Genomic DNA, 24,571 nt, shown 5'->3' on the forward strand with positions numbered 1-24,571 from the left:
GCGTCGGACGACGCCATGGGCCCTGCCGCTGTTTCCTCCCGGGTTAATGGGGCTCCTTCACATCCAGCCAGTACGGGTCGCCGTCGAGCACCCGGTACGAGTACATGAACGAGGTGCCGAAGCGGTTCATGGACCCCTGGTTGTGCCGGCCGGACATGGAGGACCGGCCACAGGTCTCGGTCCAGGTCGGGACGTTCTCACCGGCTGCCGGGTGCAGTCGCCACTTGCCGTCCGGGTCCTTCATGGTGACGGTGTTGACGCATTCGGCCCCGGAATCGACCGGTTTGGGATTCTTTCCGTTGTCGACCTTGGCCATGCCACCGCTCTGATAGGTGGAGGCGAAGGTGAACTCGTCACAGTTCGGCTTGTCCGTGGGCGTGACGAGCGTCGGATTGAACTGGTTGGCCCACCCCCTGGGGCAGATGACGTCGCGGTTGACGTCCTTCTGCATCTTGGTCGGGTCGCTCTTCTGCGGTGTGTCGTTGGCCAAAAAGTTCAGCGGGTCGCCCTTCCCCTTCAGCCCGAAGTGGGAGGGGAGCCGCTTCTGAAGCAGCGAGATATGGGCCGCCGCGGCCGGGTACTTGGACTCGCTGAACGTGTAGGTCGGCTTGTAGCGCGGGAAGACGCAGCCCGCCGGCCGGCTGGTCAGCTGGTCGTCGCAGCGGATTTCGAGGTCGTCCTCGCTCGCCTTGATCGGGTTCGGTGCCGTCAGCCCGTTCACACTGGCGGTACTGCTCCACGACAGCTGAATGTTGCTCTTGCCCGTCCCGGTCCACTCCATGGTCTGCGTCGCGGTCAGATGGTGCAGATCACTGGCGCCCGTGAACGTCTTCGAACCGGTCCAGGTCGGAGGGTTGTTCTTGCAGTAGCCGAGCTTGCACTCGAAGTCCAGGTTGACCGTCGCGCTGGTCACGTTCGCCGTGGCACGGAGGACGCTGATGTCGACCTTCTGCGTGATGGTCTTGGTCTTGTAGTTGGTGTGGATCTCGTGGCGGTAGTTGAACTCGATGTCGATCGGGTTGTTCTGGAAGACCCCGCTGATGCCCATCGAACTGACGATGCACGCGTCGGTGCGGTTGTAGTTGATGGACAGCTGAGTGAGCGAACACGACACCGTGTCCGCCGCAGTGGCCGTCGCCCCCTCCGCCGAACGGAGAGACGCGGGCCCGCCCTTCATCTGCGGGCCCGTGTCCCTCACGGTCAGACCGGCCACGCCCTGCGTCCAGAACGGGTGCCCGGTGATCTCCTGCGGGTCCTCGGGGAAATCGGGGTCGGGACCGTTCTCGTCCGTGGGATCGGAGAACGCCAGATCACTGGGCAGGCCCCAGTAGTCGCCCGGCACGAACGCGATCGCGTCGTACGCGATGTCCGCGCTCCCGTCACCACCGTTGAAGTTGTCGAGCGTGACCTTGGGCGTCACCCCGGCGAACGAGTAGGCGCCCAGATCGACCCACTTGTTGGACTGGTTGTCCTTCTGGGAGATCACCTTCTCGACGACACCGCCGCCCGTGGTGATCCGGTAGTGGGCCGCGCCCGTCTGCGCCCCGTGATCGGGCACGAACGCGTACACCTTGGCCTGACCCTCGTTCGCGGTCAGCTCCTGGCCCAGGGTCCACGTCCCGGTGACCTTCATCCGGTCGCCCGGCGGAGGGTACGACTCCGGGGAGCGGGTGTGGGTGAACCAGAAGTGGTTGCCGTAGCCGGCGCCGATCTGGTGCGTGTCGATCTTGCCGGGGTAGGTGGTGACGGCCTGCCCGGTATCGGCGTCGATGATGTCGGACGGCTGATACGTGAGGCTGAACGTGCCGTCCGACTTGGCCGCCCCGCAGCCGCGTGAGGCCGACCCCGCCGGAGTCGTACCGTTGCTGACATCGTCCACCACCAGGGCGTTCGACGGCAGGCCGGTGCTGCACTGCGGCGGGTACGAGGCCGCGTCCGGCTGTTCCGGATAGCTGGTGTTGAACCGGTGGACCTGGTGCCCGCACGCGGCGGCCTTGTCGCAGTCCTTCCACTCGGCGGACTTGCTCCACCAGCAGTGCAGCCAGTGCGCGTTGGTGTCGCTGTCCCCGGCGTCCAGCCCGCAGGCGCCCATGCCGGGATCGTTGGAGTCGTTGTCCGCGATCTTCGACGGGTCGCAGGAGTTCGAGGCGTCGCAGAAGGTGTCCAGCGGCGGCTTCACCCCGGAACGCTGGAGGTCGCTGTTCCACCAGGCGGCCAGATAGCCGGCCTTGAAGTCACCAGGACCGAACATCGCGGAGATCGGACGCGCGGCCCAGCCCAGGACCTTCTCCTCGTACGGCCAGTCCTGCGGGTGCGCGGCGTGGGAGTAGTCGTCCAGGTGCGGATCGACGGCGTGCTGGAGGAACGGGACCCGGTTGGCCTTCCACAGCGGGTTCGCCGGGTTGTTCGTCCAGCCGAGCCCCTTGTGCCCGCCGGAGTCGGCGGCCGGGTAGAAGCCCGAGTTGTACGCCCACAGGGCGAAGAACCAGTTCTCGATCCACTGCGGATGACCGTCGTTGACCATCATCTCCTGGCCGTAGAGGTCGTTCCACTTACGGGAGAGGATCGTCACGCCGTACGCGATGTTCGCCGCGTAGTCCAGCGCGACCGCTTCCTGCGTGGCCGGCGGCAGCGCCGTCTCGCCCGGCTTGGTCTTGCCGCCGAGCCGCATGCCGTCGGTGGCCTGGGTGATGCCGTAACCGCAGTCCGCCTCGGAGAAGTTGATCCGCCAGGGGTCGGCCTGGGTGCCGTCGGCGGTGTACTGCGTGCCGTAGTAGTTGCCGACGAGGCTGTTGGCCGTGACACCGGGAACCGCGAAGCGGGTCGCCTGCCACATGTTCGACTCCTGCGCCGTGACGCCGAGCATCACCTGCGAGGGAATGTGCCAGCGGTCGGTGACGTCGGGGTCCTCGTTGTCCAGCGAACCCGTGGGGTCACCGGCCAGCGTGATCGGCGGGAACAAACCCTGCGGGGTGTACGAGTCCATCCCCGTGTTCTTCCAGTTCGCCGGTCGGCTGACGTGCAGCTCACCGACGACGGCCTGGTCCACCGCCCACTCCACCTGCCGCGGAGTCGGCTGGAACGCCTGCTTCTTCACATCGTTCCGGGCCACCGCGCAGTACCGCTCGTCGGTGCCCTCACTGGGCCCGGTCGGCGACGCGGCGAGCACCTGCGTACGCACGGTCTGCGTGGACAGGCCCTCGTCGGCGCCCCGGGCGGCGGCGGTGGTGCCCCGGGCGTCGGCGGTGCTCCGGGCGGCGGCGGTGTCGCTGGCCGCACCCGTGCCCCGGGCGTCCGCGGTGGCGCTGGCGTCCGTGCTCGACGGCTTCGGGGACGCCTTCTTGCCCGTGGGAGCGACCAGCGCCGGGGAGGGCCTGCTGCCCGCCTCGGCCCGCTCGGCGGACAGTCGCGGCGTGGCGTCCAGCTCGGCGCGCCTGCCGGTGGCGACCACATCCAGGGCGATACGCGCATCGCGTACCTGCCCGGTCTCCTCAGGAGTGATCAGGCTCGTCCTGCCATCGGCCCAGGACGTGGACACACCCGCGTGGCCGAGACTCGACATACGGGCGCCCTTGGCCAGATGCCCCGGGTTCTTCACCGAACCGGGCAGAGCGCCCTTGCTCGTAGCCCGGCCCGTGACGAAGACCGTGCCGCCCGGGGTGACCGACAAGTCCCAGTCGGCCAGCCGCCCTTCGGCCACGGTCCTCGGGGTGGACTTCCCGCTCCCCTTGACCTGCGCGGCGTCCAGACGCTTCGCCCAGGACCGCGTCTTGGCGTCCTTGGTGTCGGCGTCCCGGTCGATGAACGTCACACCGTCACCGCTGTCGGCGGCAATCTGGAACGGCACATGCTTCGTCTCGGCGAGAACGGTCTCCTTCCGGCCATTGATGCGGACCAGCTTGTTCCCATGACCGGCCACGATCCCGTGCCGGGTCGGAACGGCCGACGTCACCTGCCCGGGCAGCGCCACCGGCTCGGACACCTTGCCCGTCACCGCGTCCACCGTGACCAGACGAGTCCGCTGCGCCTTGTCCCCGTCATGGCTCAGCTGGGTGAACACCACATCGTCCCCGGAACCGCAGCCGGGCGAAAAATACGCCAGCGACGCCGTGAACGGCAGCTTGGTGACCTTGCCACTGCCCAGCTCGACGACCGCGGTGAACGCACCGCGCACCATCAGCTCCGGGTTGTTCGTGAACGTCCGGGGCGCGTACGCGACAGCCGCGTACTTCCCCGACCCCGTCACACACGTATTACCAATCCAGGTATCCGCGTCGAAGCCGTCCTCACGCAGAGTGGCGACCGTGCCGAACTTGTACCCCTCCCGCTCCTTTCCGCCCAGTACATGGAAGCCCATGCCGTCACCGGACGTGGAGAGCGCCACATCCTTGGACGAGGAAGAGCCCGCACCCAGCACCGAGGCACGGTCCTTCGCGGCGACCTCACGGGGTTTATGGGTGGCATCCGGCAGAGTCGCGCCGGCTTGCACAGCGTCCTCGGGGACCTGTGGCCCCCCGGCCTGAGCAGAGGCCGACAGTGTCGATATCACTATCGAAAACGCCAGCACTGTGGCCAGCCTTTTCGGTCCTATACGCATTTATCATTCCCTATATCGGGCGAGCCGAGTTCGATAGAGCACGGCAAACTACACATACCCCGCACGGCGTGCGGGGTATGAGGTATGGGGTATGGGATATGGAGCGCGGGAAATAGAGCGAGATCTCAGTACTCGATGACCGAGTCGATATAGATCTTCGGATCGTCCGGGGATTCACCTTCGGGGAAATCCCCCATGACGGTGGTGGAACCTCTGCCCGTCTGGCCAGCCGCCAGGTGCGGAAAGTCGAACTTGGTACTCCGCACCCATTCCTCGCCGTCGCCAATGCTGACGGTGACCTTGATGTTGAGGGTCTGGCTTCTGCTGTTGAGGTAATTACAGGCCACAGTGAAGCCGATCGCGCTGCGAGCGGCCCGGACCTCCACATCCCCGAGCGTGACGACCTTGGTCTTCCCCATATGGCTGACGACCGGCGACGGTTCCGCACTGGCCTCCGCGTCCGTATCCGAGTCCGCGCCCGCATCCGCATCCGTCTCCGGAGCGCTCGGCGCACCGCTCGACGCGGCAGGAGGGGAGACGGAGGGAGTCACGGCGGGGGCCTGCGGCGGGGTATCGGACGGAGAAGAGCTTGAGCATCCCGTGACCAGCACGGTGCCCAGCAGTGCCGCGCTCCAGGTGATGGAGCGCACAGGCCGGCGGAATCGCGTCAGTTGCATGCGCCGACGGTCATGTAGTTGTCGACGACGACCATCGTGCCGACCTTCATGTACGAGTACGTCTGCCCGCAGTACCCGCGGTTCACATTTCCCCCTAGATGCGATAACCATGTAACCCTTGCGCACGGAGAGTATCGCACCGGGCGCGGATTTTGCGAGGGCTTTTATCCACGCGACCCCGGGCAACGGGGCATTGAATATAAAATTGGGCATCAATAACAAACTCTACCTACGGGCACGAACCGCTTGTTGACTGCGATTCACCGGCACAGTTCACTTGTCGATCGATCCAGTAAATCCACATACAATTCACCTGTATTGCAGAGTTTGCCCCGTTTACGTGCAGCACGAGAAGGGCTCCGCCCCGCCGCCAAGGCCCCTGGGTCGACAGTGCCCGCCCGCCACGGGACTGGGCTTCCCGAGCCTCAGTCCAGCAACACCCGTGCCAGCACCGGCAGATGGTCGCTCCCCGTCGCGGGCAGCGCCTGGATCGCGCCGACCGCGGCCGAGCGGACGAGGACCTGATCGATACGGGCCACGGGGAAGGATGCCGGGAAGCTGAAGGCGAACCCGCGTTCTGGCACGTGGAGTTGAGAGGTCAACGGAGTCAACCCCCGGTCATCCACCGTGCTGTTGAGATCGCCGAGCACGATGACCTTGGAGACCGTCTCGGCGGCGATCGCGCGGCCCAGCAGATGCGCGCTCTCGTCCCTGCGCGCCGACCCGAAGCCGCCCGCGCCGAACCGGATGGACGGCAGATGGGCGACGTACGCCGCGACCTCGCCCTGCGCGGTGTGGACGACGGTCCGCAGGCCCCGGCTCCAGCCCTCCTCGACGCCCTTCGGTCTGATGTCCACGGCACGAGTACCGGACAGCGGGAGCTTCGACCAGATGCCGACGGTGCCGCGCACCTCGTGGAACCGGTACTGCGGCGCGAGCGCCTTCTCGTACGCCGGAAGCGCGTCCGGGACCAGTTCCTCCAGCGCGATGAGGTCGGGGCGGGCGGCGGCCAGCGCGCGGGCGGTCCCCGCCGGGTCCTTGTTCACATCGCTGACGTTGTGCTGCACCACGACCAGGTCGCGTGCGCTGGGCGCGGGCGCCGGAAGGAACAGCCCGCCGAACGCGTACGCCCACGCCGCCACCGCCAGCACCGACGCGACCAGCGCGGTGGCCGAACGCCGCAGCAGCGCCACCGCCAGCAGCGGAACGACGCACAGCCCCAGCCACGGAAGAAACGCTTCCAGCAGACTGCCCAGCCGGCCCGGGGTGTTCGGCACCACCCGGGGGAACACCAGCAGCACCGCCGTCAAGGCGGCGAACCCGGCCGTCACCCGCCCGCGCCGCCACCGCCCCGAGCGCGCCGCCCCGCCACCTGCCCCGCCACCCGCTCCGGCGCCACCCGCCACAGCGGAATCCGAGGCAGGACCCGCGCCCGCCTCCGGCCCCGGACGCGCAGCCGAATCCGAGGCCGATCCCGTCGTCGCCTCCGCGTCCACCGTGCCATCCGTCCGTTCCCGCATGATCTGTGGCCTCGCCCTTTAGGACGGACGGGCGGCGCGGGCAGTTCCCGGGGTCAGCGGTCCGGGAAGCGTTCGCCGCAGGCGCTGCAGAACACCGGAGCCGACTCGATCGCCATCCGGCCGCACTCGGGACAGGCCCGGTCCAGCGCACACGGCGCCTCGCCGCCCTCGTACGCCACCGGGGCCGGGGCGCGGCCGACCGTAAAACCGGGGCGGCGGCGGTGCACGGTCAGATAGGCCAGCCCGTCCGCACCCGCGGCGAGCGAACGGCGTGAGGTGCGGGGCAGCCAGGTGACGGTGCTCGGGGTCAGCGTCAGGGGCTCGGAACCGTCACCGGGGACGAGCCGCCCGCCGCCCGCAGTCCACCCGCCAGGCGTCCGCCTCCAAGAACACCTTCACCGCCCCGTGGTCCAGCTCCCGCCAGCGGCGACGCCCCCGGCCGGCGTCATACCAGGGCGCCGGCCTGCCGCACTGCCCGCACCGCTGACGCCAACGGGCGTCGGGCCGTACCGACACGATCACGCTCTGTTCGCCCTCGTCCCAGCGGACGCCCTCGACCACGGTGTTCTCGACCGTCAGGATCCGCTTCCATATGCTGAAGACAGACACGCCGCTTCTCTGCAAGATCAGGTTTGTTGCTCGACACTCCAAGCCTGGCAGGAAGCGGCGTGTTTCACGTATCAGCGCAGTTCAGGGCACCCACACATGCGGCAGGAGAGCCCATTTTTGGGAGCTGACGGTGCTGCTGGGCCTTGCGGGACGGGCTGCGCAGCGGGGACGTGTACGTGCCGTCCTCGCGCCGGTACGCCGACCCCGCCTCGTACCTGTTCACGGCCGCACAGTGGGAGGGGCAGCAGGAGCAGTTCTGCCAGTTGGTCGGCAAGCCGACCGAGGTCCGCCTCGCGCTGGACGCGTGCAGGGAGGAGCTGGCGGCCGCGGTGGGCGACCTGGAGAAGGTGCTGGGCAACCGGAAGGCCGGTGCCGGTGAGGTGCGGCTGTTGCCGGAGGGGGAGCTGATCATCCCGCCGCTGTCGGCGGAGGACATCCCGGCCGAGGCTGCCGAGCTGAAGGAAGAGCTCTCGGAGTTGCTGCCGCTAGCCCCGATTGCCTCGCTGCTGGTCGAACTCGACCGCCGTACCGGCTTTCTGGACTGCCTCACTCACGCCGGCGGCAAGCAGACCCGCTCGCCGGAGCTCAAGCGCAACCCGCTGGGGGTCCTGATCGCGGAGGCGACGAATCTGGGCCTGGTGCGGATGGCGGAGGCGTGCGGGATCTCTCCCAGTCAGGGTGACGGCCACGCGCCGCCCGGCACAACACCCGGACGGTGCGTCACATCACAACGGGGCAAACGTTGTCTGCTACGGCACTAGCGGGTCAGCGTCTCGAAGCCGACATCTTCGCAGTACTGCACGACGCGCCCCTCCGCCTCGGAGTCACTGTTGTTCATCGCTGCCACCGTCGCCTCCGCCAAGGTGCGGCCTCCGCCAACAGTCTCATCCCGGAGCGGTCGCATCGCGAGGAAGGCGTCCTGAGCGACGGCCCCGACCTCGTCGTACCCTGACGACTCCGGCGTGTCCGTGCCCGCCGCGTTCCGCGCCTTCTGCCACGCCCCCAGCTGCGTGCAGTAGTTCTCCCGCTGCGCGGTCAGCCGCTGCTCGTCCTTGCCCTCGGACGAGGAACACCCGGCCGTCACCGCCACCAGGGCGAGGACCGGGACTACCGCCTTAAGCACGCGCACCACGTTGCCTCCGGCTGAAACTGCGTCCGCTCGTACCTGTCACCTGCAACTCCCGCAGCAGGATACCCGCGTGGGGCCCCTTGGCCGCCGCAGCGGTCGCTGACTCAGCGGCGCAGCGCCCGGCCGTCACCGTCACCCGCCTCTATGGGAAGGCCACCGCGCAGGCGTGGGACCGGCTGCATCCCCGGCTGACCACTCCCCATCATCGAGGGCACCGTCATCTGGCTGATCGTGGAGAAGCTGCCCAGCGGCGGGGTGAACAAGCCGCTCTGGCTGTGGTGGTCCGACACCGGCGCCACCACCACAGACGTCGACCGCTGCTGGCAGTCCTTCCTCCGCCGCTTCGACCGCGAGCACACGTTTCACCTGTTCAAGCAGACGCTCGGGTGGACCAAGCCCCGGCTTCGCAGCTCGGAGGCGGCCGACCGGGGGACGTGGCTGGTGATCGCAGCGCATGCCCAGCTCCCGACTCGCCCGCCCCCCGGCCGCCGACCTCCGCAGGCCCTGGGAGAAGCCGGCAGAGCCGAACAAACTCACGCCCGCCCGGGTCCGCAGGGGGTTCAGGAACCTGCGCACGAAGGCCCGCTCACCGGCCGGTGCACCAAAACCCTCACGGCCAGGCCCCGGAAGGCCAGCGGGCCCGAAGGACCGTTGCACGGCCATCCGCCACGACGTGGTCCGCGTCCTCGCCACTGGGAAGGCCTTCAGCCGCCCCGCCCACCAACAAGAAAGGCACCAAACCGCGGCACGTCACCGAGTGAGCGCGCTCGGAGGTGTGCTGGCCGTACTGGCTGTGCATGTCTCATCGGAGAGTTGCCGCACGGAAACTCGCGGGGCCCCGTGTGGGACGTGGAAGGCGTAACAGCCTTCCAATGCGGTCTCGTTCACGAAAATGAACGTTATTGGTGGTCCGAGACCGAGCATTTCGGCGATAACGGTGATCGATTCGCCTTGCCTCTTGATGTCGACCAATCCCTTGGCAGATTGCCTGGGAGGGAAGAGGGGGCTTCGAACTTGATGGGGGCGCGGCGGTGACGGGCAGGCCTGCCGGTCACGCTGCGTGGGGCGGTGGAGGTGAGGGCGCCCCGGACGCAAGTCGCTCGCGGGCCTTCGTGATCATGGTTGTTCTCTACGCAACCGATCATGAAACCCCACGGGCTTGGACATCGACGATACCGGGATCAATGAGGCGGCGACGCGACTTCTGGGGCTGGAGGGGGTGAGTGTGACGGAGGTCAAGGACGACGGATCGGGCGGTTCGACGGTGTACGTCGTCACGAGCGAGGACTCCGCCCGGGCCTGCCCCTCGTGCGGGGTCTTCGCCACCCGGCTGAAGGACTACCGCACCACCCGGCCCCGGCACCTGCCCTGCGGTGGACGCCCGGTGAGTATCCGGTGGCACAAGGCGCGCTGGCACTGCACCGAACCCGCCTGCGAACGCGGCTCGTTCACCGAGGCGATCCCCGCGGTGCCCGCCGGGATGCGCACCACCCTCACTCTGCGCCGGGCGGCGGGGGCCGCGGTCTGCGACGGCTCTCGCACCGTCGTGCAGGCCGGCCGCGACCTGCACCTGAGCTGGCCGACCATGCAGCACTGCTTCGAGGAGCAGCGTCCGCCAGCCGTTGGACGGTGCGGTAGGTCATGCCGAGCTGTCGCTGGATCGAGCGTCGGCTGTGGCCGGCGGCCAGCAGCGCGTGGACGGCAGCGTGCTTGGCGCGGGTGCGGTCGGCGAAACGGTGCCCGGTGGGCCATGGCGACCCGCTCTCGGTCGGCACCTGTGCCGGAGCCTTCTCCGGCGCCGACTCGACGAAGGTCGCGCGGAGGCACGAGCGATGGCGGGAGACGCACCGCTCGGCCGCCTCGCCAAGGTTGCGCCACAGATGGAACCGGTCGGCGACCTGGACCGCGGTGGGAGCCCCGATCCTGGCGCCCTCGACGAAGAACGGGGCGCGATCGCGGCAGACGACCTCAATCCCCGGGTGCTCGGCCAGCCAGGCCGCGACAGTGCCTGCTTCGCGATCCGGCAGTAGGTCCACTGGCCTGCGGGTCTCGACGTCGACCAGCACGGTCCCGTAGACACGGCCCTTGCGCATCGCGTACTCGTCGACGCCGACCACCTGCGGGACCTGTGGCTGGGGTTCCGGGAGAGCATCGACCAGTCGCAGGACCGTGTTCCGGCTGGCCCTCGCCCCGAAGACGTCAGCCAGTCGGGCACCGGCGCGACCGGCCAGGGCGAGGCCGACCTCGGCCAGCACCGACCGCATTCGTTCGGTCCGTTGACTGTACGGCCGGGTCAGGCCCGCGACCTGCTCGACGAATGTCCGCCGCTCGCATGAGGCGTCCTCGCATGTGAAGCGCCGGACACGAAGCCGCAACACCACCTGCCGGCTACGGGAAGGTCAGCGGGAAACCGCAGGTAAGAGCCGTGCACCCGCCCCGACCAGCTTCCGCAGCCTGGGCACCGAGCCCCGGCCGTCCGGCATCTGCCTCCGACTCGGATCACCTCGCCATCGTTTTGCATCGACTCCACCCTGATCCTCGGATCCGCCAGGAAGAGCAGCTCTTCCAGCCCAAGCAGTACCTTGCGCACAGCCCAGAACCATCAGCCCGAACAGGGTCGGCATCGGCAGTTTCCAGACGATCTCGCGAGACCTGCCAGCAGTACCAACAGTCACAGGGAGTAGGCACACCACGAAAGTTGGACCAGAACCATTTCTCGTGAACATCTGCGAGCCCATTGATCACTAAACACTGCTCAAACCCGTCGACAATCGCTGTCGCTGAACATGAACGAAGCCACCGTGGTGGCCGATCTCCTCGGGGACCAGCCGCATCAGCTCCAGCATGCGCCACGTGAGGAGCACGGCGGCCGGCACCCGCTCGCCGCTGCCCTGCAGGCCCGGCGCACCGTTGTCCGTCACGGCGACCGGCCCGATCGACAACTGGACGCCGTCGCCCCGTTTCCTGCTGAACGGCACCTGGACAACGACACCGGGAGGTCTCCGGGCGCGGCGCCCCCGCCCGGGAGGAAGCAGGCCGCCGCGCGCAGGAAGCGGAACTCGCATCGGACGTAATCAACGCTGGCAGGATGGGACGGGACGGGGCGTACCGAGCCCCGTCCCGACGGGGGAACAAGGGCATGCTGAGAGCGGGAACGACCTGCACTGACGCAATCAATTTCCTGGATAACGATCTCGTGGCCGGGAGCCTCAACGACGTCTCTATCCAGATTCCTCACATGATGAAAACGGGCGCGGAAGCCGAGGCCGAGATGCGGGCCGTACGCAAGCGGTACGACGAGTGGACCTGGAAAGCCGCGGAGGAGCTGAACCGGCGGTTCAGCGACCGGGAGGTTGCAGGGCAGCTCCGCGCTGGCCGCTACCGGGCTATCCTCACTGCGCCGTTGGACGAGGCCCGGCTGATGATGCACGTGGAAATCGCCGAGCTCCAGGGCTACTTCAGGTCCGTGGCCAACCGGGTGCGTGCCATGCAGGAGCGGTACGGGCGCGCCGGTGCCGTCCGGTACGCGGTGCTGGACACGAACACCACGCTGCACTTCACGCGGTTCGACAAGGTCCCCTGGCAGAAGGTGCTCGGGAAGGGCACCGCGGTCATGTTGCCGCACGTCGTGGTCGACGAGATCGACACCAAGAGCTACCAGACCGGGGACAGGAAGATCTCCCGGCTGGCGCGCGGCGTATTCCGGCTGCTGGATTCGGTACTGGAAGCAGGGCCCGAGAAAGCGACCGCGGACGACGGAACCTCGGTGTTCATCGCGGCCGATGAGCTTGGGCACGCCCGCCTTCCCGTGCCGGACGACGAGTTGGTGGCCTCGGCACTGCGTCTGCACCAGGCCGTCGCTCCTGCGGAGGTGGTCGTCGTCAGCCGCGACATCGGTGTACGGACCCGCGCCCGCGCCTGGGGGCTGCCTGCACGGCCTCTGCCTGACACGTACCTGATCGAGGGCGGCGAACTTCGCCGGCAGGAGCTGGAGCAGGCAGCCGCCGAGCTCGTGCCCGGCGGGGGCGTACCGCAGCAAGAATCGAAGGAATCTGCCGTGTCCTCCTCGAGCCCGGCGGCACATCAGGCAAGGAACGGCTCGTGAACGAACAGGACGGGCAGGGTCGCCAGGAACGTGCGGACGCGGTGGACCGCGAGATGGCCGCACGCCTGCTGCCCCATCCCGTTGTACGGGCGCTGGGCCGCTGGTGGGAAACTAATGCGGCGGCTTACGCGGTCGGTGCGCCGTCGCACCTGCGCCTGCCCGGCCGCACGGGCCCCGTCCCTTCGCTGGCCGTCTGCCCCGCGGAGGACGGCAGTTCCCTGTTGGTCACCGGCGGTAGCGACGGCTGCGTCCGGCTCTGGTCTCCGGACGCTCCTCGGACGGAGGCGTACCCCGTGCTCAAGGGGCACCACGGCCCGGTCTCCGCCATCGACCTTCTGCCGCCCACCCCCACCTCGCCGCAGCCGCTCCTCGCCACTGCGGGCTCAAGCGACACCACCGTGCGCCTCTGGAACCGGTGGACTGGGGAAGAGCTCATGCGGGTGGTCACCGGCACGCCCCTCACTTCCCTCAGAGCCCTGCCCGACGGCGGCATGCCGGACACCACCGACCCGGCGATCGCCTTCGGCGGACCAGCGGGCCTGGCAGCCCTCACCCTCCGCCGCTGAGTGACTCCGCGGCCGTGGCCGCAGCGCCGGCACTCCCAGCCGTCCTCTCGAGGAACAGCTCTCGGAAATCACGCAAGAAGTCGTCATACGCGGCGAAGCTATAGAACGCAAACGCCGCGTAGCCCAGAAAACGCCGCAGACAGGCAACAACTCCCCACGCCACCCACACCCAGACCCGTAGCCCTGGAGCCGGAACTCCACGGCTGAAGCCTGCACGGTCCTCACTTTTGCTGAGCCGTTTCCCGTCAAGAGACGGCAAAGACGGACTTCCCGCAAGCGGCGCCTAACCAACCATCACCTGCAAGAACCGACTCCTGACGCTCCATCAGAATGAGCGTCAAGATGCCTCGCAGAGCGTCATTTCAGCGTCAAGATATCGCCCGTAACGCTCACAGTGCACATAACGCACATCACCCAAACTCGCAGGTCAGGCACCCTTTGCGATGGGTTCTAGGATCGCCAAGCACCCCACATGATGCGTCATCGGGAACAGGTCGACGAGACTCAGCAAGGTGACTCAAGACGGAGCAACAAAGCGCGGGGTCGCCGGTTACCCAAACCGGCGATCCCGCAGATCACGGATACGCCACTGCTGTGTTGGGTCATTAGCCACGACCTGACAGCCACACGCACTCTTAGCCAGACTCGTTGATCGCGGACCCGAAATGACCTGGAGAATCCAATTGCACAAAGAAACCCCCGAGCTGCCGGAATCCCAGTACAGCTCCGCACGCATTCGAGCCACGTGGGACGGAACGGGAAGCGTCACGGACGCATCGAAGGCGTTGGGCTTTTCGCGGGCGAAGGGCTACGCGCTGGTTCGTCGGGGCGAGTTCCCGTGCCGGGTACTCAGGGTTGGCCGCTCGACTCGCGTCGTCACCGCGTGCTTGATAGCGGAGAGCCGGAGTACAACGCTGCCCGCGCCGAATGCCACACGACGTCGTAGCCCGTTGCGCGACGAAGCCTCGCCGGGGCGTGCTGACGGGGCTTCGTCGTCTCACGCGCTCTTTCACTGATCTATGACGGGAGCATGGCCGTGCGGGCCTGACCAGGCGGAAGGCCTCCCGGGCAGGAGGAATCGCGGCTTACCTTAGGCACTTCAGGAAGCCTGCTGAAGTAGGCCAGTTAAGGGGGGTACATGCCGCAGATAAAGAAGGTCACGTTGCAGAGCGGCAAGGTCCGTTACCGCGCCGTCGTCGACATGGGCCATGACGCCCAAGGCAAGCGCATGCAGCGCACCGTCACGATGGACACTGCCACAGAGGTGCGTGACGAGATCGCCCGCATCCGCAATCAGCGGGCGACGGGCATGTTCGTCATGCCGAGCAGGATCACGGTGTCCGAGTGGCTCGACATCTGGCTGGCCAAGAAGGCCGAGGATCTGGAGGAGAGCACGGTCCAGGGGTACAAGAACGCTTTGGTCCACGTGCATTCCTACCTCGGCTATATGCGCCTGCAGGAACTGACGGAGGAACACGTCGAGTCCATGGTCGCCTGGCTACTCGTCGGCGCCCGCAGGCGCGGCGGCCAAGCCGGCACAGGACTGCGCCCCTCGACGGCCCAAGGGGTGCTCAGTCGCCTGAAAGAGGCCCTCGGTCGGGCCGTCGTACGGAAATTGGTGCATGCCAACGTCGCCGAGTACGTGAAGATCCCTCGCCGCGCCCGCAAGGAGGACAAGCGCACCAACAAGCGTCCCGCCCCGTGGAACGTCGTCGAGGTCAAGGACTTCCTTCTCGGCATCAAGGACGAACGCCTGTTTGCCCCGCTGATACTCAGCCTCATGGGCCTGCGTCCCGCTGAGGTCGCCGGTCTGCGCTGGGAGGACATCGACTTCGACGCCGAAACGCTGGTCATCGCCAACACCAGGACGATGATCGGCAACGCCCGTGTGCTGGAGAAGAACACCAAAACCGAGGCGGGCGAACGCACACTGCCGCTGCCGCTGCCGGTGAAGCAGGCGATGCTCGCCTTTCAGGTGACGCAAGAGGCAGAGCAGATGTCGATGGGCGTGCGCTATCAGCGCTCTGACTATATGTTCGTCGACCACCTCGGCCAGCCCCTCACGACTCGCCACCTGCGTGAGGCCGCGTACTCCCTGCAGCGGAAGCTGGAGCTGCGGAAGGTCCGGCTCTACGACGCGCGCCACTCGTGCCTCACGTTTCTTGCCGTCAACGGCGTGCCGGACGTCGTCCTCGCCGCATGGGCCGGGCATGCCAACGCCAACTTCACCAAGCGGGTGTACGTCCGCCCGAGCCCCGAGGACCTCCGCGTCGCCTCGGACCACCTCGCTTCTCTACTCGGTTTCAGTGAGGGCGAAGCAGCCTGATGATCAAGACGTCGTGACAGATTGTGAGATACACGCCCTCAGAGAACAGCTAAAATAGCGTCTGACCTGGGACTTTTAGTGGATCACTAGGATGTGCTCCCATCATAATCTCCTGTACGTCCTGTACATTTTTTACAGGTACTTGCGCAGAGCCCGCTCACGCGCATCTCGTACAGATCCCGGAGGAGAGGCATCGTTCATGCTGTTCCGTCCTGCCGCCCGCTATGTGCTGCCCGAGTTCACCGAGCGCACGACCAACGGGACCCGCACCCTCGACCCGTACTCCAAGTTGCTCGCCGAACGGATCGTCTTCCTCGGCACCCCGGTCGACGACACCGCGGCCAATGACCTGGTCGCCCAGTTCATGTATCTGGAACACGCCGCCCCGGACCGGCCCATCTCCCTCTACATCAACTCCCCCGGCGGCTCGTTCGGGGCCATGTCGGCGATCTACGACACGATGGAGTACCTCACCTGCGAGGTGGAGACCTACTGCCTCGGCCAGGCAGGTTCCTGCGCGTCGGTACTGCTCGCGGCGGGCGCTCCCGGCAGGCGGCACGCACTGCCCGGGGCGCGGGTCGTCGTACAGCAGCCCGCGCTCACCGAACCGGTACAGGGCCAGCCGTCCGATCTGGAGATCGAGGCACGGGAGTTGGAACGGGTCCGCGAGATGCTCACCACTCTGCTGGCCCGCCATACCGGCCGCGACGCCGAGCAGATCGCCACCGACATCGAGCGCGATCTCATCCTCGACGCCCCCGGCGCCAAGGCGTACGGCCTGGTGGACCACATCATGGAGAACCGGAAGTCGTCGCTCCCGCCGCACGACGCACGGTGAACGCCTGATGCGGCCACCCGAGTTGCCACCACTGCCCGCACTGACGCGCGCCGAGGGCGAGTTCATCGACCGCTATCTCGAAGTCCTCGACCAGTTGGGCCGGATCAATCCGGCCCACGGCGGCGACACCTACTCCGCACTGCGGGCCGCACAGGCACTGGCCTCACGGGCGGGCGCGCTGCGGGACGCCCTCGCGTTGATGCACGAGCGCGGCGAGGCGCAGCTCCACGCCATCACCCTCGCCCGGGCGCTGCGGGTGCTGGACGGGGAACGGCGGGCCGGACGCGTCACCGTACCCCCCGCTCCGACGAGTTGATCAACCGATTCGCCGCCAGGCCGGCCGGGACCAGCCGGCTTCCCCCGCACCCACCCCCGACAGGAGGCGTCCAACTCCCCTTCGCGACACGCCCGGTGGTCACATCAAAATTCCTAGCTCTTTCGGCGTAGAAAGTCCCTCTTGCGAGGGATTTCTCCACTTGCGTTCCCCAGGTGAGAAATGGGCGGAATCTGTGATTCCACCGCTGGTACGGGGACCAGTCCGAGTAACCGTCAGCGCTCACGGAATCTTCGGCTCCACCCGAACGGGCCAGGCGTGAGGGACCTCACAATTCATCGCTTATCCTCTGAAATCCGGCAGTCGGTGCGTCAAGATCCCTGGGACGACAAGCCCCCGCCACAGCGACGGGGCGGTCCGGGCGGACGCCGAGTCCTGCCGCCGTCCGGATGTCTGGTCGACAGAAGTGGATCGGCAGGAGTGGAGGACCCGAGCACAACGGGTCGACCGGATCACCGGTCGGCCCTCGGGGTGAAGCCGCCGAGCGCGGCCGGGCAACTTCGCCAGCCCGAACCCGACAGGTCATCCTTCACAGGCGGCTGACGAAGGGTTGCGCATGACTGCGCAGGTTCATGTCCCGTCTCTGCTCGCCCGGGCCGGTACGGCCTCGGTTCTGACTCTGGCCGCCGTCGGTGGCACCATGCTCGCCCCGGGCGCCGCGACGGAGGCCCAGGCGGCGACTCTCTCCATGAAGGCGCTCAAGGTCGCCGCGTCCAAGAAGGGATCGCCGTACAGATGGGGGGCCACCGGCCCCAACCTCTTCGACTGCTCGGGGCTGACGGCCTATTCGTTCAAGAAGGCCGGCAAGAAGCTCCCCCGCACGGCCCAGCAGCAGTACAACAAGACCCGCCACATCCCGGCCTCACACAGGCAACGCGGCGATCTGGTCTTCTTCCACTACGGCCGCAGCGTCTACCACGTGGGGATCTACGCCGGTCACGGCAAGATCTGGCACTCGCCGAGGACCGGTGCGGTGGTCCGGCTGGAGAAGATCTGGACGAAACACGTCTATTACGGTCGGGTCCGTTGACGCGGTCTCAGCGGAGCAGGGGGCCCGACACCAACGCCGGCCCCAACGCGGCGAGCGCCGCGCCACTGCCGCCCTCGATGGCGCGGGCGGTACGCGGCCGGCGCAGCCACCGGCCCATCGCATGGCGTGCATATGGGCCGGTACCTACGATGGCCACGTTCCGAAGAAGGATCTCGGCACGCACGAGTGGACGAGTACGGCACCGCGTATGCCGGGCCGCGTCTGCGCCGGCAGCACGCCGGGGGAGAATCCGATGCGGATCAGCTCGGCCGGTGAGTCGGCCACCGCCCGCGTGCCGCGAATCGAGTACGTCCTCGACGCCGATCTTTTCCGCATACGCCCGTCCCGCCTCCAGGGTGTCGGAGGTGTGGCCGTCGTACAGGTCGGGCGTACGCACGGTGAACCCGTCGCCGCGCGGTTCGTCGGCAAAGGCGGTCACCCCCGGGGGCAGGCGCTGGGCATGATGAAACAGCACGACTTCGGTCACCATGGGTCTCCAACTGCCACTGGACAAGGATCGATCCGTCAATCCGGCGCGCTGCCCCGGAGGTTCGGTCGGCGAGCGAGCCGTGGCCGTCGGCCTGCCAGGGGAACGGGGTGGATCGGGCGGCCGCTCAGTTCTGTACGGGGATGCTCCACGGGAGCGCGATCCAGACCGTCTTGCCGCCGTCGGCGGTGGGGGTGACGGTGAGCCGGCCTCCCCACTCCTTGGCCAGGGAGCGGATGATCACCATGCCCCGTCCGTTGTCCTGCTGAACGGCGGCCGGCAGCCGCCGGGGCCGACGCGGGTGGCTGTCCGTCACCCCCAACTGCAGTTGTTCCTCCCGCTCCAGCCTCAGGTCCACGGTGAAGGTGGGCGACTGTCCGAAGGTGTGCTGGACGGCGTTGGTCGCGAGTTCCGAGACGATGAGCCGGATGCCGTCGGCGAACTCCGTGTCGGTGGCGAGTCCCCATTCGGTGAGCACCCGGTCCACGTATCTCCGGGCCGCCGCGACCGAGACCGGCTCGCTCGGCAGAGTGACGCTTGCTTCTTGGTGGTCTGCCATGGCGAGCCGTCCCTTTCCCACCCGGACCGACTCGCGATCGGTCCCGGCTGTGCTTCGCGCCAGATTGCCACTGATGCTGCCCCCTCCGGCGGCGATCCACCAAGATATGCATATATCTGTCGCTCAATGCGGTGAACCCTGCCACGCAAAACCGTATGCGGGCGTCACACTGTCCGCTCGGCAGAAAGAGGAGCGGAAAAGGGAGGGAGGCCGCAGATGCGGCATGGTCCTGTGGTACGACGCCGCAAGCTCGGGGAGGAGTTGCGGAGTCTGCGTCTGGCGTCGGGACTGACCAGCCGGGACGCCGGGCGGATGCTCGGCTGGCACCAGTCGAAGGTGAGCCGGATCGAGACCGGTGCCAGTGGAGTGCGGCCGGCCGATGTGGCACTGCTGCTGGACGCGTACGGCGTGGACGACCCACGACTGCGGACGCTCCTGGAGGGACTGGCGGGTTCGGCGGGCGGTGGCGGCACCGGCTGGTGGCATGCGTATCGCGGTCTGATTCCGCCCCAGTACCGCGACTTCATCAGTCTGGAGTCCCAGGCGCGGACCGCGCGGACCCTGGAGACGTCGGTGGTGCCCGGGCTTCTGCAGACGGCGGACTACGCCCGTGCGGTGACCCGGGCGTCGCTGGACGGGTTACCCGCCGGCCAGCTGGACTCCCTGGTGGAGGTGCGGCTCGCCCGGCAGGGGGTGCTGCGGACCGATCCGCCACTGCGACTGAGCGCGGTGCTCGACGAGGCGGTACTGCGGCGCCGGGTCGGCGGGCGCCGGGTGATGAGAAACCAGCTGCGTCATCTGACCCGAGTGGCTCAACTTCCCCACGTTCAGCTTCAGTTGCTCCCGTTCTCGGTGGGTGAATATGCCGGTCTCACCGGGCCTTTCGTTATCTTCTCATTTCCGAACACTTCTGATCTGGACGTGGTAGTTCTCGACCATTTGACGAGTAGCCTCTATCTGGAGCGGAAAGAAGACCTTGAGGCGTACAGCTCGGCCTTCCGCACGATGCAGGCGCACGCGCTGTCGCCGCAGCACTCGTTGGACCTCATCGTCGCGATCGACCGCGACGATCAGTGACCCCGGACCGCCCGAGGGGGGCGTCATGTCGGATTGCTTCGCACAGCATTCGTTACGGTGGCGGCGCAGCAGCCGCAGCACGGGGATGAACAACTGCGTGGAGGCCGCGCCGTTCGATGACGGACGGCTCGCCGTGCGGGACTCCAAGGACGTGTCCAGGCCACCGCTGCGGTTCTCCGCGGCGGCCTGGACCTCTTTCGTCTCCGGCCTGCACCGGGGTCAGGTCAGCTGACGGGAGCGGTCCGTCGCATGATCGCCACCGCCCCGGCGATCTGTTCCTCGGTCAGATCGGCGCGCGCGGTCAGCCGCAGCCGGGAGACGCCGTCCGGCACCGACGGGGGCCGAAAACATCCCACCGCGATTCCGGCGGTACGGCAGTTGGCCGCCCAGCGCACCGCCGCGTCCGCCGAGGGCGCCCGTACCGAGACCACGGCGGCATCGGGGCGCACGGCGGTCAGGCCGGCGGCGGTCAGCCGCTCGTACAGCGCGGTGGCGACGCCTCGGACTCGTTCGGCGCGCTCCGGCTCGCGGCCGAGCAGCCGCAGGCTGCCCAGCGCGGCGCCCGCAGCGGCCGGCGCGAGACCCGTGTCGAAGATGAAGGTCCGGGCCGTGTTGACCAGGTGTTCGATGACCCGGGCCGGACCGAGGACCGCTCCGCCCTGGCTGCCCAAGGACTTGGAGAGGGTGAGCGTGGTGACGATTCCGTCGCCGCCCGCGAGACCGGCGGCGGCGAGCGCACCCCGGCCGCCCTCCCCCAGCACACCCAGACCGTGCGCGTCGTCGACGAGCAGTGCGGCGCCCTCCGTCCGGCAGGCGTCGGCCAGTTCGGGCAGCGGCGCGGCGTCGCCGTCGACCGAGAAGACCGAGTCGGTGACTGCCAACGCACGGCCGTCGTGCGTCTGCAGTGCCTTGCGCACAGCGTCGGGGTCGGCGTGCGGCACGACGGCGGTCTCGGCCCGGGAGAGCCGGCAACCGTCCACGATCGAGGCGTGGTTGCCCGCGTCGGAGACGATCAGCGAGCCGCGGCCGGTGAGCGCGGTAAGGGCAGCGAGATTGGCCGCGTACCCCGATGACAGGACCAGGGCCGCCTCGAACCCGCAGAATTCGGCCAGTTCGTGTTCGAGTTCGGTGTGCAGGGCGGTGGAGCCGGTGACGAGCCGCGATCCGGTCGCGCCCGCGCCCCACCGGCGTGCGGCCTCGGCGGCGGCAGCGGTGACCTCGGGGTGCCGGGTCAGGCCCAGATAGTCGTTGCTCGCGAGGTCCAGGAGTACTGGTTCGGCGGGCCGGGGGCGGAGCGTACGGACAAGTCCGGCGTCCGCGCGGCGGCGCGCCTCGCCGTCGATCCAGTCGAACGGTGCGAAGGACATGAGCGGTCCCTTTTGTAGGCAGCTCACAGAGCCTAGCCGGGGGCGCAGCAGGTCATGGTGTGGCAATACACACACCATCGGCGGGCTCCGTTGTCCGGTTCCTCCTTGGCTGCGGGCCGTCCCGTAGGCCAGGATCAACGTCATGGACCTCCTGAACACGCTGGTGGACAAGGGGCTGCGGCGCGAGCTGCCGACCCGCGAAGAAGCACTCGCCGTACTGGCGACCTCGGACGACGATCTGCTCGACGTGGTGGCCGCGGCCGGAAGGGTGCGCCGTCAGTGGTTCGGGCGGCGCGTGAAACTGAACTACCTGGTCAATCTCAAGTCCGGGCTCTGCCCCGAGGACTGCTCGTACTGCTCGCAGCGGCTCGGCTCGAAGGCCGAGATCCTCAAGTACACCTGGCTGAAACCGGATGAGGCGTCGAAGGCCGCCGCGGCCGGGGTGGCGGGTGGCGCCAAGCGGGTGTGTCTGGTGGCGAGCGGCCGCGGACCGACGGACCGTGATGTCGACCGGGTGTCGCAGACCATCGAGGCGATCAAGGAGCGACACGAGGGCGTCGAGGTGTGCGCCTGTCTCGGTCTGCTCTCCGACGGACAGGCCGACCGACTGCGTTCGGCGGGCGCCGACGCGTACAACCACAACCTCAACACGTCCGAGGGGACGTACGGGGACATCACCACCACCCACACCTACGCGGACCGGGTGGAGACCGTACAGCAGGCGCAGGCCGCCGGGCTCTCGGCGTGCTCCGGGCTGATCGCCGGGATGGGCGAGAGCGACGACGATCTGGTCGATGTCGTCTTCTCGCTGCGGGAGCTGGACCCGGACTCGGTGCCGGTGAACTTCCTGATCCCGTTCGAGGGAACCCCGCTGGCCAAGGAGTGGAACCTCACCCCGCAGCGGTGCCTGCGCATTCTGGCGATGGTCAGGTTCGTGTGCCCGGATGTGGAGGTCCGGCTCGCGGGCGGACGCGAGGTGCATCTGCGCTCGATGCAGCCCCTCGCCCTGCACCTGGTCAACTCGATCTTCCTGGGCGACTACCTGACCAGTGAGGGGCAGGCGGGGCAGGCGGATCTGGACATGATCGCGGACGCCGGTTTCGAGGTGGAGGGAGCGGAGACGACGACGCTGCCCGCACACCGTGCGCCGGCGGGTGGCGGCTGCGGTTCGCGCGACGCCGGATGCGGTTCGCAGGACGCCGGGTGCGCGCCGTGCGGCGACGCGCCCGGGGATGCCGTGGCCGATCCCGGCGACGTCCCGGCAGCGCGCACGGATCTGGTGGCGGTGCGCCGTCGCGGTGCGGGCACGGATCTCGCTCCCAATGCCTGAGTCCCTCGCCCCTGCCGAGCTGCGGTCCCTGGACCGTGCCCACGTCTGGCATCCGTACGGCCCCATGCCGGGACGTCAGGAACCGCTGGTCGTGGAGTCCGCGTCCGGGGTACGGCTCCGGCTCGCCGAACCGGCCCACGGGCAGCAGGAGCTGGTCGACGGCATGTCGTCGTGGTGGTCGGCGGTGCACGGCTACAACCACCCGGTGCTCAACGAGGCGGCGCGCGGCCAGCTGGACCGGATGAGCCATGTGATGTTCGGCGGGCTCACCCACGAGCCCGCCGTGCGGCTGGCCACCCGGCTGGTCGAGATCACCCCGGAGCCGCTGCGGCATGTCTTCCTCGCCGACTCGGGTTCGGTGTCGGTCGAGGTCGCGGTGAAGATGTGTCTGCAGTACTGGCGCTCGGCCGGCCGGCCGGCCAAGCAGCGGCTGCTGACCTGGCGCGGCGGCTACCACGGGGACACCTGGCAGCCGATGTCGGTGTGCGACCCCGAGGGTGGCATGCACGAGCTGTGGTCGGGCGTGCTGCCCCGGCAGATCTTCGCGAACGAGCCACCGGCCGGTTTCGACGCGGAGCCGGATGCCGCGTACGCCCGCCATCTGCGGGAACTGATCGCGGAGCACGCCGACCGGCTGGCCGCGGTGATCGTGGAGCCGGTGGTGCAGGGCGCGGGCGGCATGCGGTTCCACTCCCCCGCCTATCTGCGGGTGCTGCGCGAGGCGTGCGACGCGCACGACGTGCTGCTGGTGTTCGACGAGATCGCCACGGGGTTCGGCCGCACGGGGAAGCTGTTCGCCGCCGGGCACACGGGGATCTCTCCCGATGTCATGTGCGTGGGCAAGGCGCTGACCGGCGGATACCTGACGATGGCCGCGACGCTGTGCACCTCTCGGGTGGCGGAGGGCATCTCACGCGGCGACGTGCCGGTGCTGGCACACGGACCGACGTTCATGGGCAATCCGCTCGCCTCCGCGGTGGCGTGCGCCTCGATCGACCTGCTGCTCGGCCAGGACTGGGAGCGGGAGGTCCGGCGGATCGGTACGGGGCTGCGGGAAGGTCTCGCCCCGGCGGCGGAGCTGCCCGGCGTGCAGGACGTGCGGGTGCTGGGGGCCATCGGCGTCGTACAGCTCGATCACGAGGTGGACCTGGCTGCCGCGACCCGGGCGGCGGTGCGGGAAGGCGTGTGGCTGCGGCCGTTCCGCGATCTCGTCTACACGATGCCGCCGTATGTGACCGATGACGACGATGTGGCGCGGATCTGCCGCGCCGTGTGCGCGGCTGCGCGGGAGGGCTGAGATGACGGTTCTGGTAGTGACGGGTACGGGCACGGAGATCGGCAAGACGGTGGTGACCGCGGCCGTGGCGGCGGCGTACCGGGATCGGCGCGTCGCGGTGCTCAAGCCCGCGCAGACAGGGCTGGCCCCCGGCGAGCACGGCGACGCCGCCGAGGTCGTACGGCTGGCGGGCGGCCATGTGACCGCGGTCGAACTGGCCCGGTTCCCCGAGCCGTTGGCCCCGGCCACGGCCGCCCGCAGGGCCGGTCTCCCACCGGTACGGCCGTACGAGATCGCCGAGGCGGCCGAGAAGCTGGCAGCCGAACACGATCTGGTGCTGGTCGAGGGTGCGGGCGGACTGCTCGTGCGGTTCGACGACGAGGGCACGACCCTCGCCGACGCGGCCCGGCTGCTGACCGCACCGGTTCTGGTCGTGACGCAGGCGGGACTGGGCACGCTCAATGTCACGGCGCTGACCTCGGAGGCCCTGCGGGCCCGGGGGCTGGAGTGCCTGGGTGTGGTGGTGGGCAGCATGCCCGCCGAGCCGGACCTCGCGGCGCGCTGCAATCTGTCAGACCTTCCGGTGGCGGCGGGTGCTCCGCTGCTCGGCGCGGTCCCGGCCGGTGCTGGGGCACTGGAGCCGGCCGTTTTCCGTGCACGGGCCGGGAGTTGGCTGGCTGCGGAGCTGGGCGGGAACCGGCCGCCGGATGAGCGGCTGAGCCGTGCGTGACGGGGGAGAATCGA

At 68.4% G+C, this 24,571-nt stretch carries 21 protein-coding genes, 4 pseudogenes and 1 riboswitch; of the genes and pseudogenes, 14 read left to right on the forward strand and 11 right to left on the reverse strand.

The annotated features are described in order from the left end of the window. Nucleotides 1-43: 43 nt before the first annotated feature. The 5 genes and pseudogenes from ACFU8Q_RS08620 to ACFU8Q_RS08640 form a co-directional block, all read right to left on the reverse strand. A complete protein-coding gene (locus ACFU8Q_RS08620) occupies nt 44-4,597 on the reverse strand; it encodes a hypothetical protein (RefSeq protein WP_384449753.1) in 4,554 nt (1,517 codons plus the stop codon). A gap of 125 nt (nt 4,598-4,722) precedes the next feature. Then, a complete protein-coding gene (locus ACFU8Q_RS08625) occupies nt 4,723-5,247 on the reverse strand; it encodes a hypothetical protein (RefSeq protein WP_384449756.1) in 525 nt (174 codons plus the stop codon). Nucleotides 5,248-5,699: 452 nt separating this feature from the next. After that, nucleotides 5,700-6,680, reverse strand: coding sequence for an endonuclease/exonuclease/phosphatase family protein (locus ACFU8Q_RS08630; RefSeq protein ID WP_384449760.1), 981 nt, complete (start codon nt 6,678-6,680; stop codon nt 5,700-5,702). 167 nt (nt 6,681-6,847) lie between these two features. Beyond that, nucleotides 6,848-7,150: pseudogene (locus ACFU8Q_RS08635) on the reverse strand (hypothetical protein); the annotation flags it as partial. Continuing rightward, nucleotides 7,125-7,403 (reverse strand): transposase family protein, encoded by a 279-nt coding sequence (locus ACFU8Q_RS08640; RefSeq protein ID WP_384449763.1) that lies wholly within the window; start codon nt 7,401-7,403, stop codon nt 7,125-7,127. The gene ACFU8Q_RS08640 and the pseudogene ACFU8Q_RS08635, both read right to left, overlap by 26 nt. Before the next feature lie 143 nt (nt 7,404-7,546). Here ACFU8Q_RS08640 and ACFU8Q_RS08645 point away from each other — a divergent pair, with 143 nt between their 5' ends. Further along, nucleotides 7,547-8,164: a Tn3 family transposase gene (locus ACFU8Q_RS08645; RefSeq protein WP_384449766.1), complete on the forward strand. Its 618-nt coding sequence runs from the start codon at nt 7,547-7,549 to the stop codon at nt 8,162-8,164. Here the strand turns inward: ACFU8Q_RS08645 and ACFU8Q_RS08650 are convergent. Beyond that, nucleotides 8,161-8,526 (reverse strand): hypothetical protein, encoded by a 366-nt coding sequence (locus tag ACFU8Q_RS08650; RefSeq protein ID WP_384380804.1) that lies wholly within the window; start codon nt 8,524-8,526, stop codon nt 8,161-8,163. The genes ACFU8Q_RS08645 and ACFU8Q_RS08650 overlap by 4 nt on opposite strands. On the opposite strand from ACFU8Q_RS08650, the pseudogene ACFU8Q_RS08655 reads away from it, so the two are divergent. Both ACFU8Q_RS08655 and ACFU8Q_RS08660 read left to right on the forward strand, forming a co-directional pair. Beyond that, nucleotides 8,526-9,293, forward strand: a pseudogene (locus ACFU8Q_RS08655) (transposase); the annotation flags it as partial. The gene ACFU8Q_RS08650 and the pseudogene ACFU8Q_RS08655 overlap by 1 nt on opposite strands. A 503-nt stretch (nt 9,294-9,796) precedes the next feature. Further along, nucleotides 9,797-9,946, forward strand: a pseudogene (locus tag ACFU8Q_RS08660) (transposase family protein); the annotation flags it as partial. 79 nt (nt 9,947-10,025) lie between these two features. On the opposite strand, the gene ACFU8Q_RS08665 reads toward ACFU8Q_RS08660, so the two are convergent. Next, nucleotides 10,026-10,913, reverse strand: coding sequence for an ISL3 family transposase (locus tag ACFU8Q_RS08665; RefSeq protein WP_384449769.1), 888 nt, complete (start codon nt 10,911-10,913; stop codon nt 10,026-10,028). Nucleotides 10,914-11,276: 363 nt separating this feature from the next. Further along, a complete protein-coding gene (locus ACFU8Q_RS08670) occupies nt 11,277-11,510 on the reverse strand; it encodes a hypothetical protein (RefSeq protein ID WP_384449772.1) in 234 nt (77 codons plus the stop codon). 260 nt (nt 11,511-11,770) lie between these two features. On the opposite strand from ACFU8Q_RS08670, the gene ACFU8Q_RS08675 reads away from it, so the two are divergent. From ACFU8Q_RS08675 to ACFU8Q_RS08700, 6 genes are all read left to right on the forward strand, one after another. Beyond that, the gene (locus ACFU8Q_RS08675) at nt 11,771-12,637 is read left to right on the forward strand and encodes a PIN domain-containing protein (RefSeq protein ID WP_384449774.1); all 867 of its coding nucleotides are present in this window, start codon (nt 11,771-11,773) and stop codon (nt 12,635-12,637) included. After that, nucleotides 12,634-13,203 (forward strand): hypothetical protein, encoded by a 570-nt coding sequence (locus ACFU8Q_RS08680; RefSeq protein ID WP_384449778.1) that lies wholly within the window; start codon nt 12,634-12,636, stop codon nt 13,201-13,203. The genes ACFU8Q_RS08675 and ACFU8Q_RS08680 overlap by 4 nt, the downstream gene beginning before the upstream one ends. Before the next feature lie 1,138 nt (nt 13,204-14,341). Then, on the forward strand, nt 14,342-15,529 hold the full coding sequence (locus ACFU8Q_RS08685; RefSeq protein WP_384449781.1) for a tyrosine-type recombinase/integrase: 1,188 nt from the start codon (nt 14,342-14,344) through the stop codon (nt 15,527-15,529). A gap of 202 nt (nt 15,530-15,731) precedes the next feature. Beyond that, nucleotides 15,732-16,367 (forward strand): ATP-dependent Clp protease proteolytic subunit, encoded by a 636-nt coding sequence (locus tag ACFU8Q_RS08690; protein WP_384449860.1) that lies wholly within the window; start codon nt 15,732-15,734, stop codon nt 16,365-16,367. A gap of 7 nt (nt 16,368-16,374) precedes the next feature. Next, nucleotides 16,375-16,683, forward strand: a complete 309-nt coding sequence (locus ACFU8Q_RS08695; protein WP_384449784.1) for a hypothetical protein — start codon at nt 16,375-16,377, stop codon at nt 16,681-16,683. Nucleotides 16,684-17,070: 387 nt separating this feature from the next. After that, nucleotides 17,071-17,254, forward strand: a riboswitch (cyclic di-AMP (ydaO/yuaA leader). Nucleotides 17,255-17,257: 3 nt separating this feature from the next. After that, the gene (locus ACFU8Q_RS08700) at nt 17,258-17,731 is read left to right on the forward strand and encodes a C40 family peptidase (RefSeq protein WP_384449787.1); all 474 of its coding nucleotides are present in this window, start codon (nt 17,258-17,260) and stop codon (nt 17,729-17,731) included. A 7-nt stretch (nt 17,732-17,738) separates the two neighbouring features. On the opposite strand, the pseudogene ACFU8Q_RS08705 reads toward ACFU8Q_RS08700, so the two are convergent. Next, a pseudogene (locus tag ACFU8Q_RS08705) lies at nt 17,739-17,849 on the reverse strand (LysE family translocator); the annotation flags it as partial. 496 nt (nt 17,850-18,345) lie between these two features. Continuing rightward, nucleotides 18,346-18,777 (reverse strand): ATP-binding protein, encoded by a 432-nt coding sequence (locus ACFU8Q_RS08710; protein ID WP_384449790.1) that lies wholly within the window; start codon nt 18,775-18,777, stop codon nt 18,346-18,348. A gap of 216 nt (nt 18,778-18,993) precedes the next feature. On the opposite strand from ACFU8Q_RS08710, the gene ACFU8Q_RS08715 reads away from it, so the two are divergent. Continuing rightward, nucleotides 18,994-19,854 (forward strand): helix-turn-helix domain-containing protein, encoded by an 861-nt coding sequence (locus tag ACFU8Q_RS08715; RefSeq protein WP_384449793.1) that lies wholly within the window; start codon nt 18,994-18,996, stop codon nt 19,852-19,854. A gap of 25 nt (nt 19,855-19,879) precedes the next feature. Continuing rightward, nucleotides 19,880-20,086: a DUF397 domain-containing protein gene (locus ACFU8Q_RS08720; protein ID WP_384449797.1), complete on the forward strand. Its 207-nt coding sequence runs from the start codon at nt 19,880-19,882 to the stop codon at nt 20,084-20,086. Here ACFU8Q_RS08720 and ACFU8Q_RS08725 read toward each other — a convergent pair. Then, nucleotides 20,079-21,221, reverse strand: a complete 1,143-nt coding sequence (locus ACFU8Q_RS08725; RefSeq protein WP_384449800.1) for an 8-amino-7-oxononanoate synthase — start codon at nt 21,219-21,221, stop codon at nt 20,079-20,081. The genes ACFU8Q_RS08720 and ACFU8Q_RS08725 overlap by 8 nt on opposite strands. Before the next feature lie 142 nt (nt 21,222-21,363). On the opposite strand from ACFU8Q_RS08725, the gene bioB reads away from it, so the two are divergent. Genes bioB through bioD form a run of 3 tightly spaced genes read left to right on the forward strand, consistent with a single transcriptional unit; the run spans nt 21,364 to nt 24,557 of the window. After that, complete coding sequence (gene bioB, locus ACFU8Q_RS08730) at nt 21,364-22,551, forward strand: biotin synthase BioB (protein WP_384449803.1); 1,188 nt, start codon at nt 21,364-21,366, stop codon at nt 22,549-22,551. Further along, nucleotides 22,544-23,848 (forward strand): adenosylmethionine--8-amino-7-oxononanoate transaminase, encoded by a 1,305-nt coding sequence (locus ACFU8Q_RS08735; RefSeq protein ID WP_384449806.1) that lies wholly within the window; start codon nt 22,544-22,546, stop codon nt 23,846-23,848. Before bioB ends, ACFU8Q_RS08735 begins: the two co-directional genes overlap by 8 nt. Nucleotide 23,849: 1 nt before the next feature. Further along, complete coding sequence (bioD, locus tag ACFU8Q_RS08740) at nt 23,850-24,557, forward strand: dethiobiotin synthase (protein ID WP_384449809.1); 708 nt, start codon at nt 23,850-23,852, stop codon at nt 24,555-24,557. The last annotated feature ends 14 nt before the right edge of the window (nt 24,558-24,571 follow it).

Source organism: Streptomyces sp. NPDC057543 (genome assembly GCF_042801895.1).
GTDB lineage: Bacteria > Actinomycetota > Actinomycetes > Streptomycetales > Streptomycetaceae > Streptomyces.

Excerpts from the sequence above, each read along its gene's own strand:
- ACFU8Q_RS08620 (WP_384449753.1), bottom strand. The coding sequence starts at position 4,597 with ATGCGTATAGGACCGAAAAGGCTGGCCACAGTGCTGGCGTTTTCGATA.
- ACFU8Q_RS08675 (WP_384449774.1), top strand. The coding sequence starts at position 11,771 with ATGATGAAAACGGGCGCGGAAGCCGAGGCCGAGATGCGGGCCGTACGC.
- ACFU8Q_RS08685 (WP_384449781.1), top strand. The coding sequence starts at position 14,342 with ATGCCGCAGATAAAGAAGGTCACGTTGCAGAGCGGCAAGGTCCGTTAC.
- ACFU8Q_RS08695 (WP_384449784.1), top strand. The coding sequence starts at position 16,375 with ATGCGGCCACCCGAGTTGCCACCACTGCCCGCACTGACGCGCGCCGAG.
- ACFU8Q_RS08700 (WP_384449787.1), top strand. The coding sequence starts at position 17,258 with ATGACTGCGCAGGTTCATGTCCCGTCTCTGCTCGCCCGGGCCGGTACG.
- ACFU8Q_RS08710 (WP_384449790.1), bottom strand. The coding sequence starts at position 18,777 with ATGGCAGACCACCAAGAAGCAAGCGTCACTCTGCCGAGCGAGCCGGTC.
- ACFU8Q_RS08715 (WP_384449793.1), top strand. The coding sequence starts at position 18,994 with ATGCGGCATGGTCCTGTGGTACGACGCCGCAAGCTCGGGGAGGAGTTG.
- ACFU8Q_RS08720 (WP_384449797.1), top strand. The coding sequence starts at position 19,880 with ATGTCGGATTGCTTCGCACAGCATTCGTTACGGTGGCGGCGCAGCAGC.
- ACFU8Q_RS08725 (WP_384449800.1), bottom strand. The coding sequence starts at position 21,221 with ATGTCCTTCGCACCGTTCGACTGGATCGACGGCGAGGCGCGCCGCCGC.
- bioB (WP_384449803.1), top strand. The coding sequence starts at position 21,364 with ATGGACCTCCTGAACACGCTGGTGGACAAGGGGCTGCGGCGCGAGCTG.
- ACFU8Q_RS08735 (WP_384449806.1), top strand. The coding sequence starts at position 22,544 with ATGCCTGAGTCCCTCGCCCCTGCCGAGCTGCGGTCCCTGGACCGTGCC.
- bioD (WP_384449809.1), top strand. The coding sequence starts at position 23,850 with ATGACGGTTCTGGTAGTGACGGGTACGGGCACGGAGATCGGCAAGACG.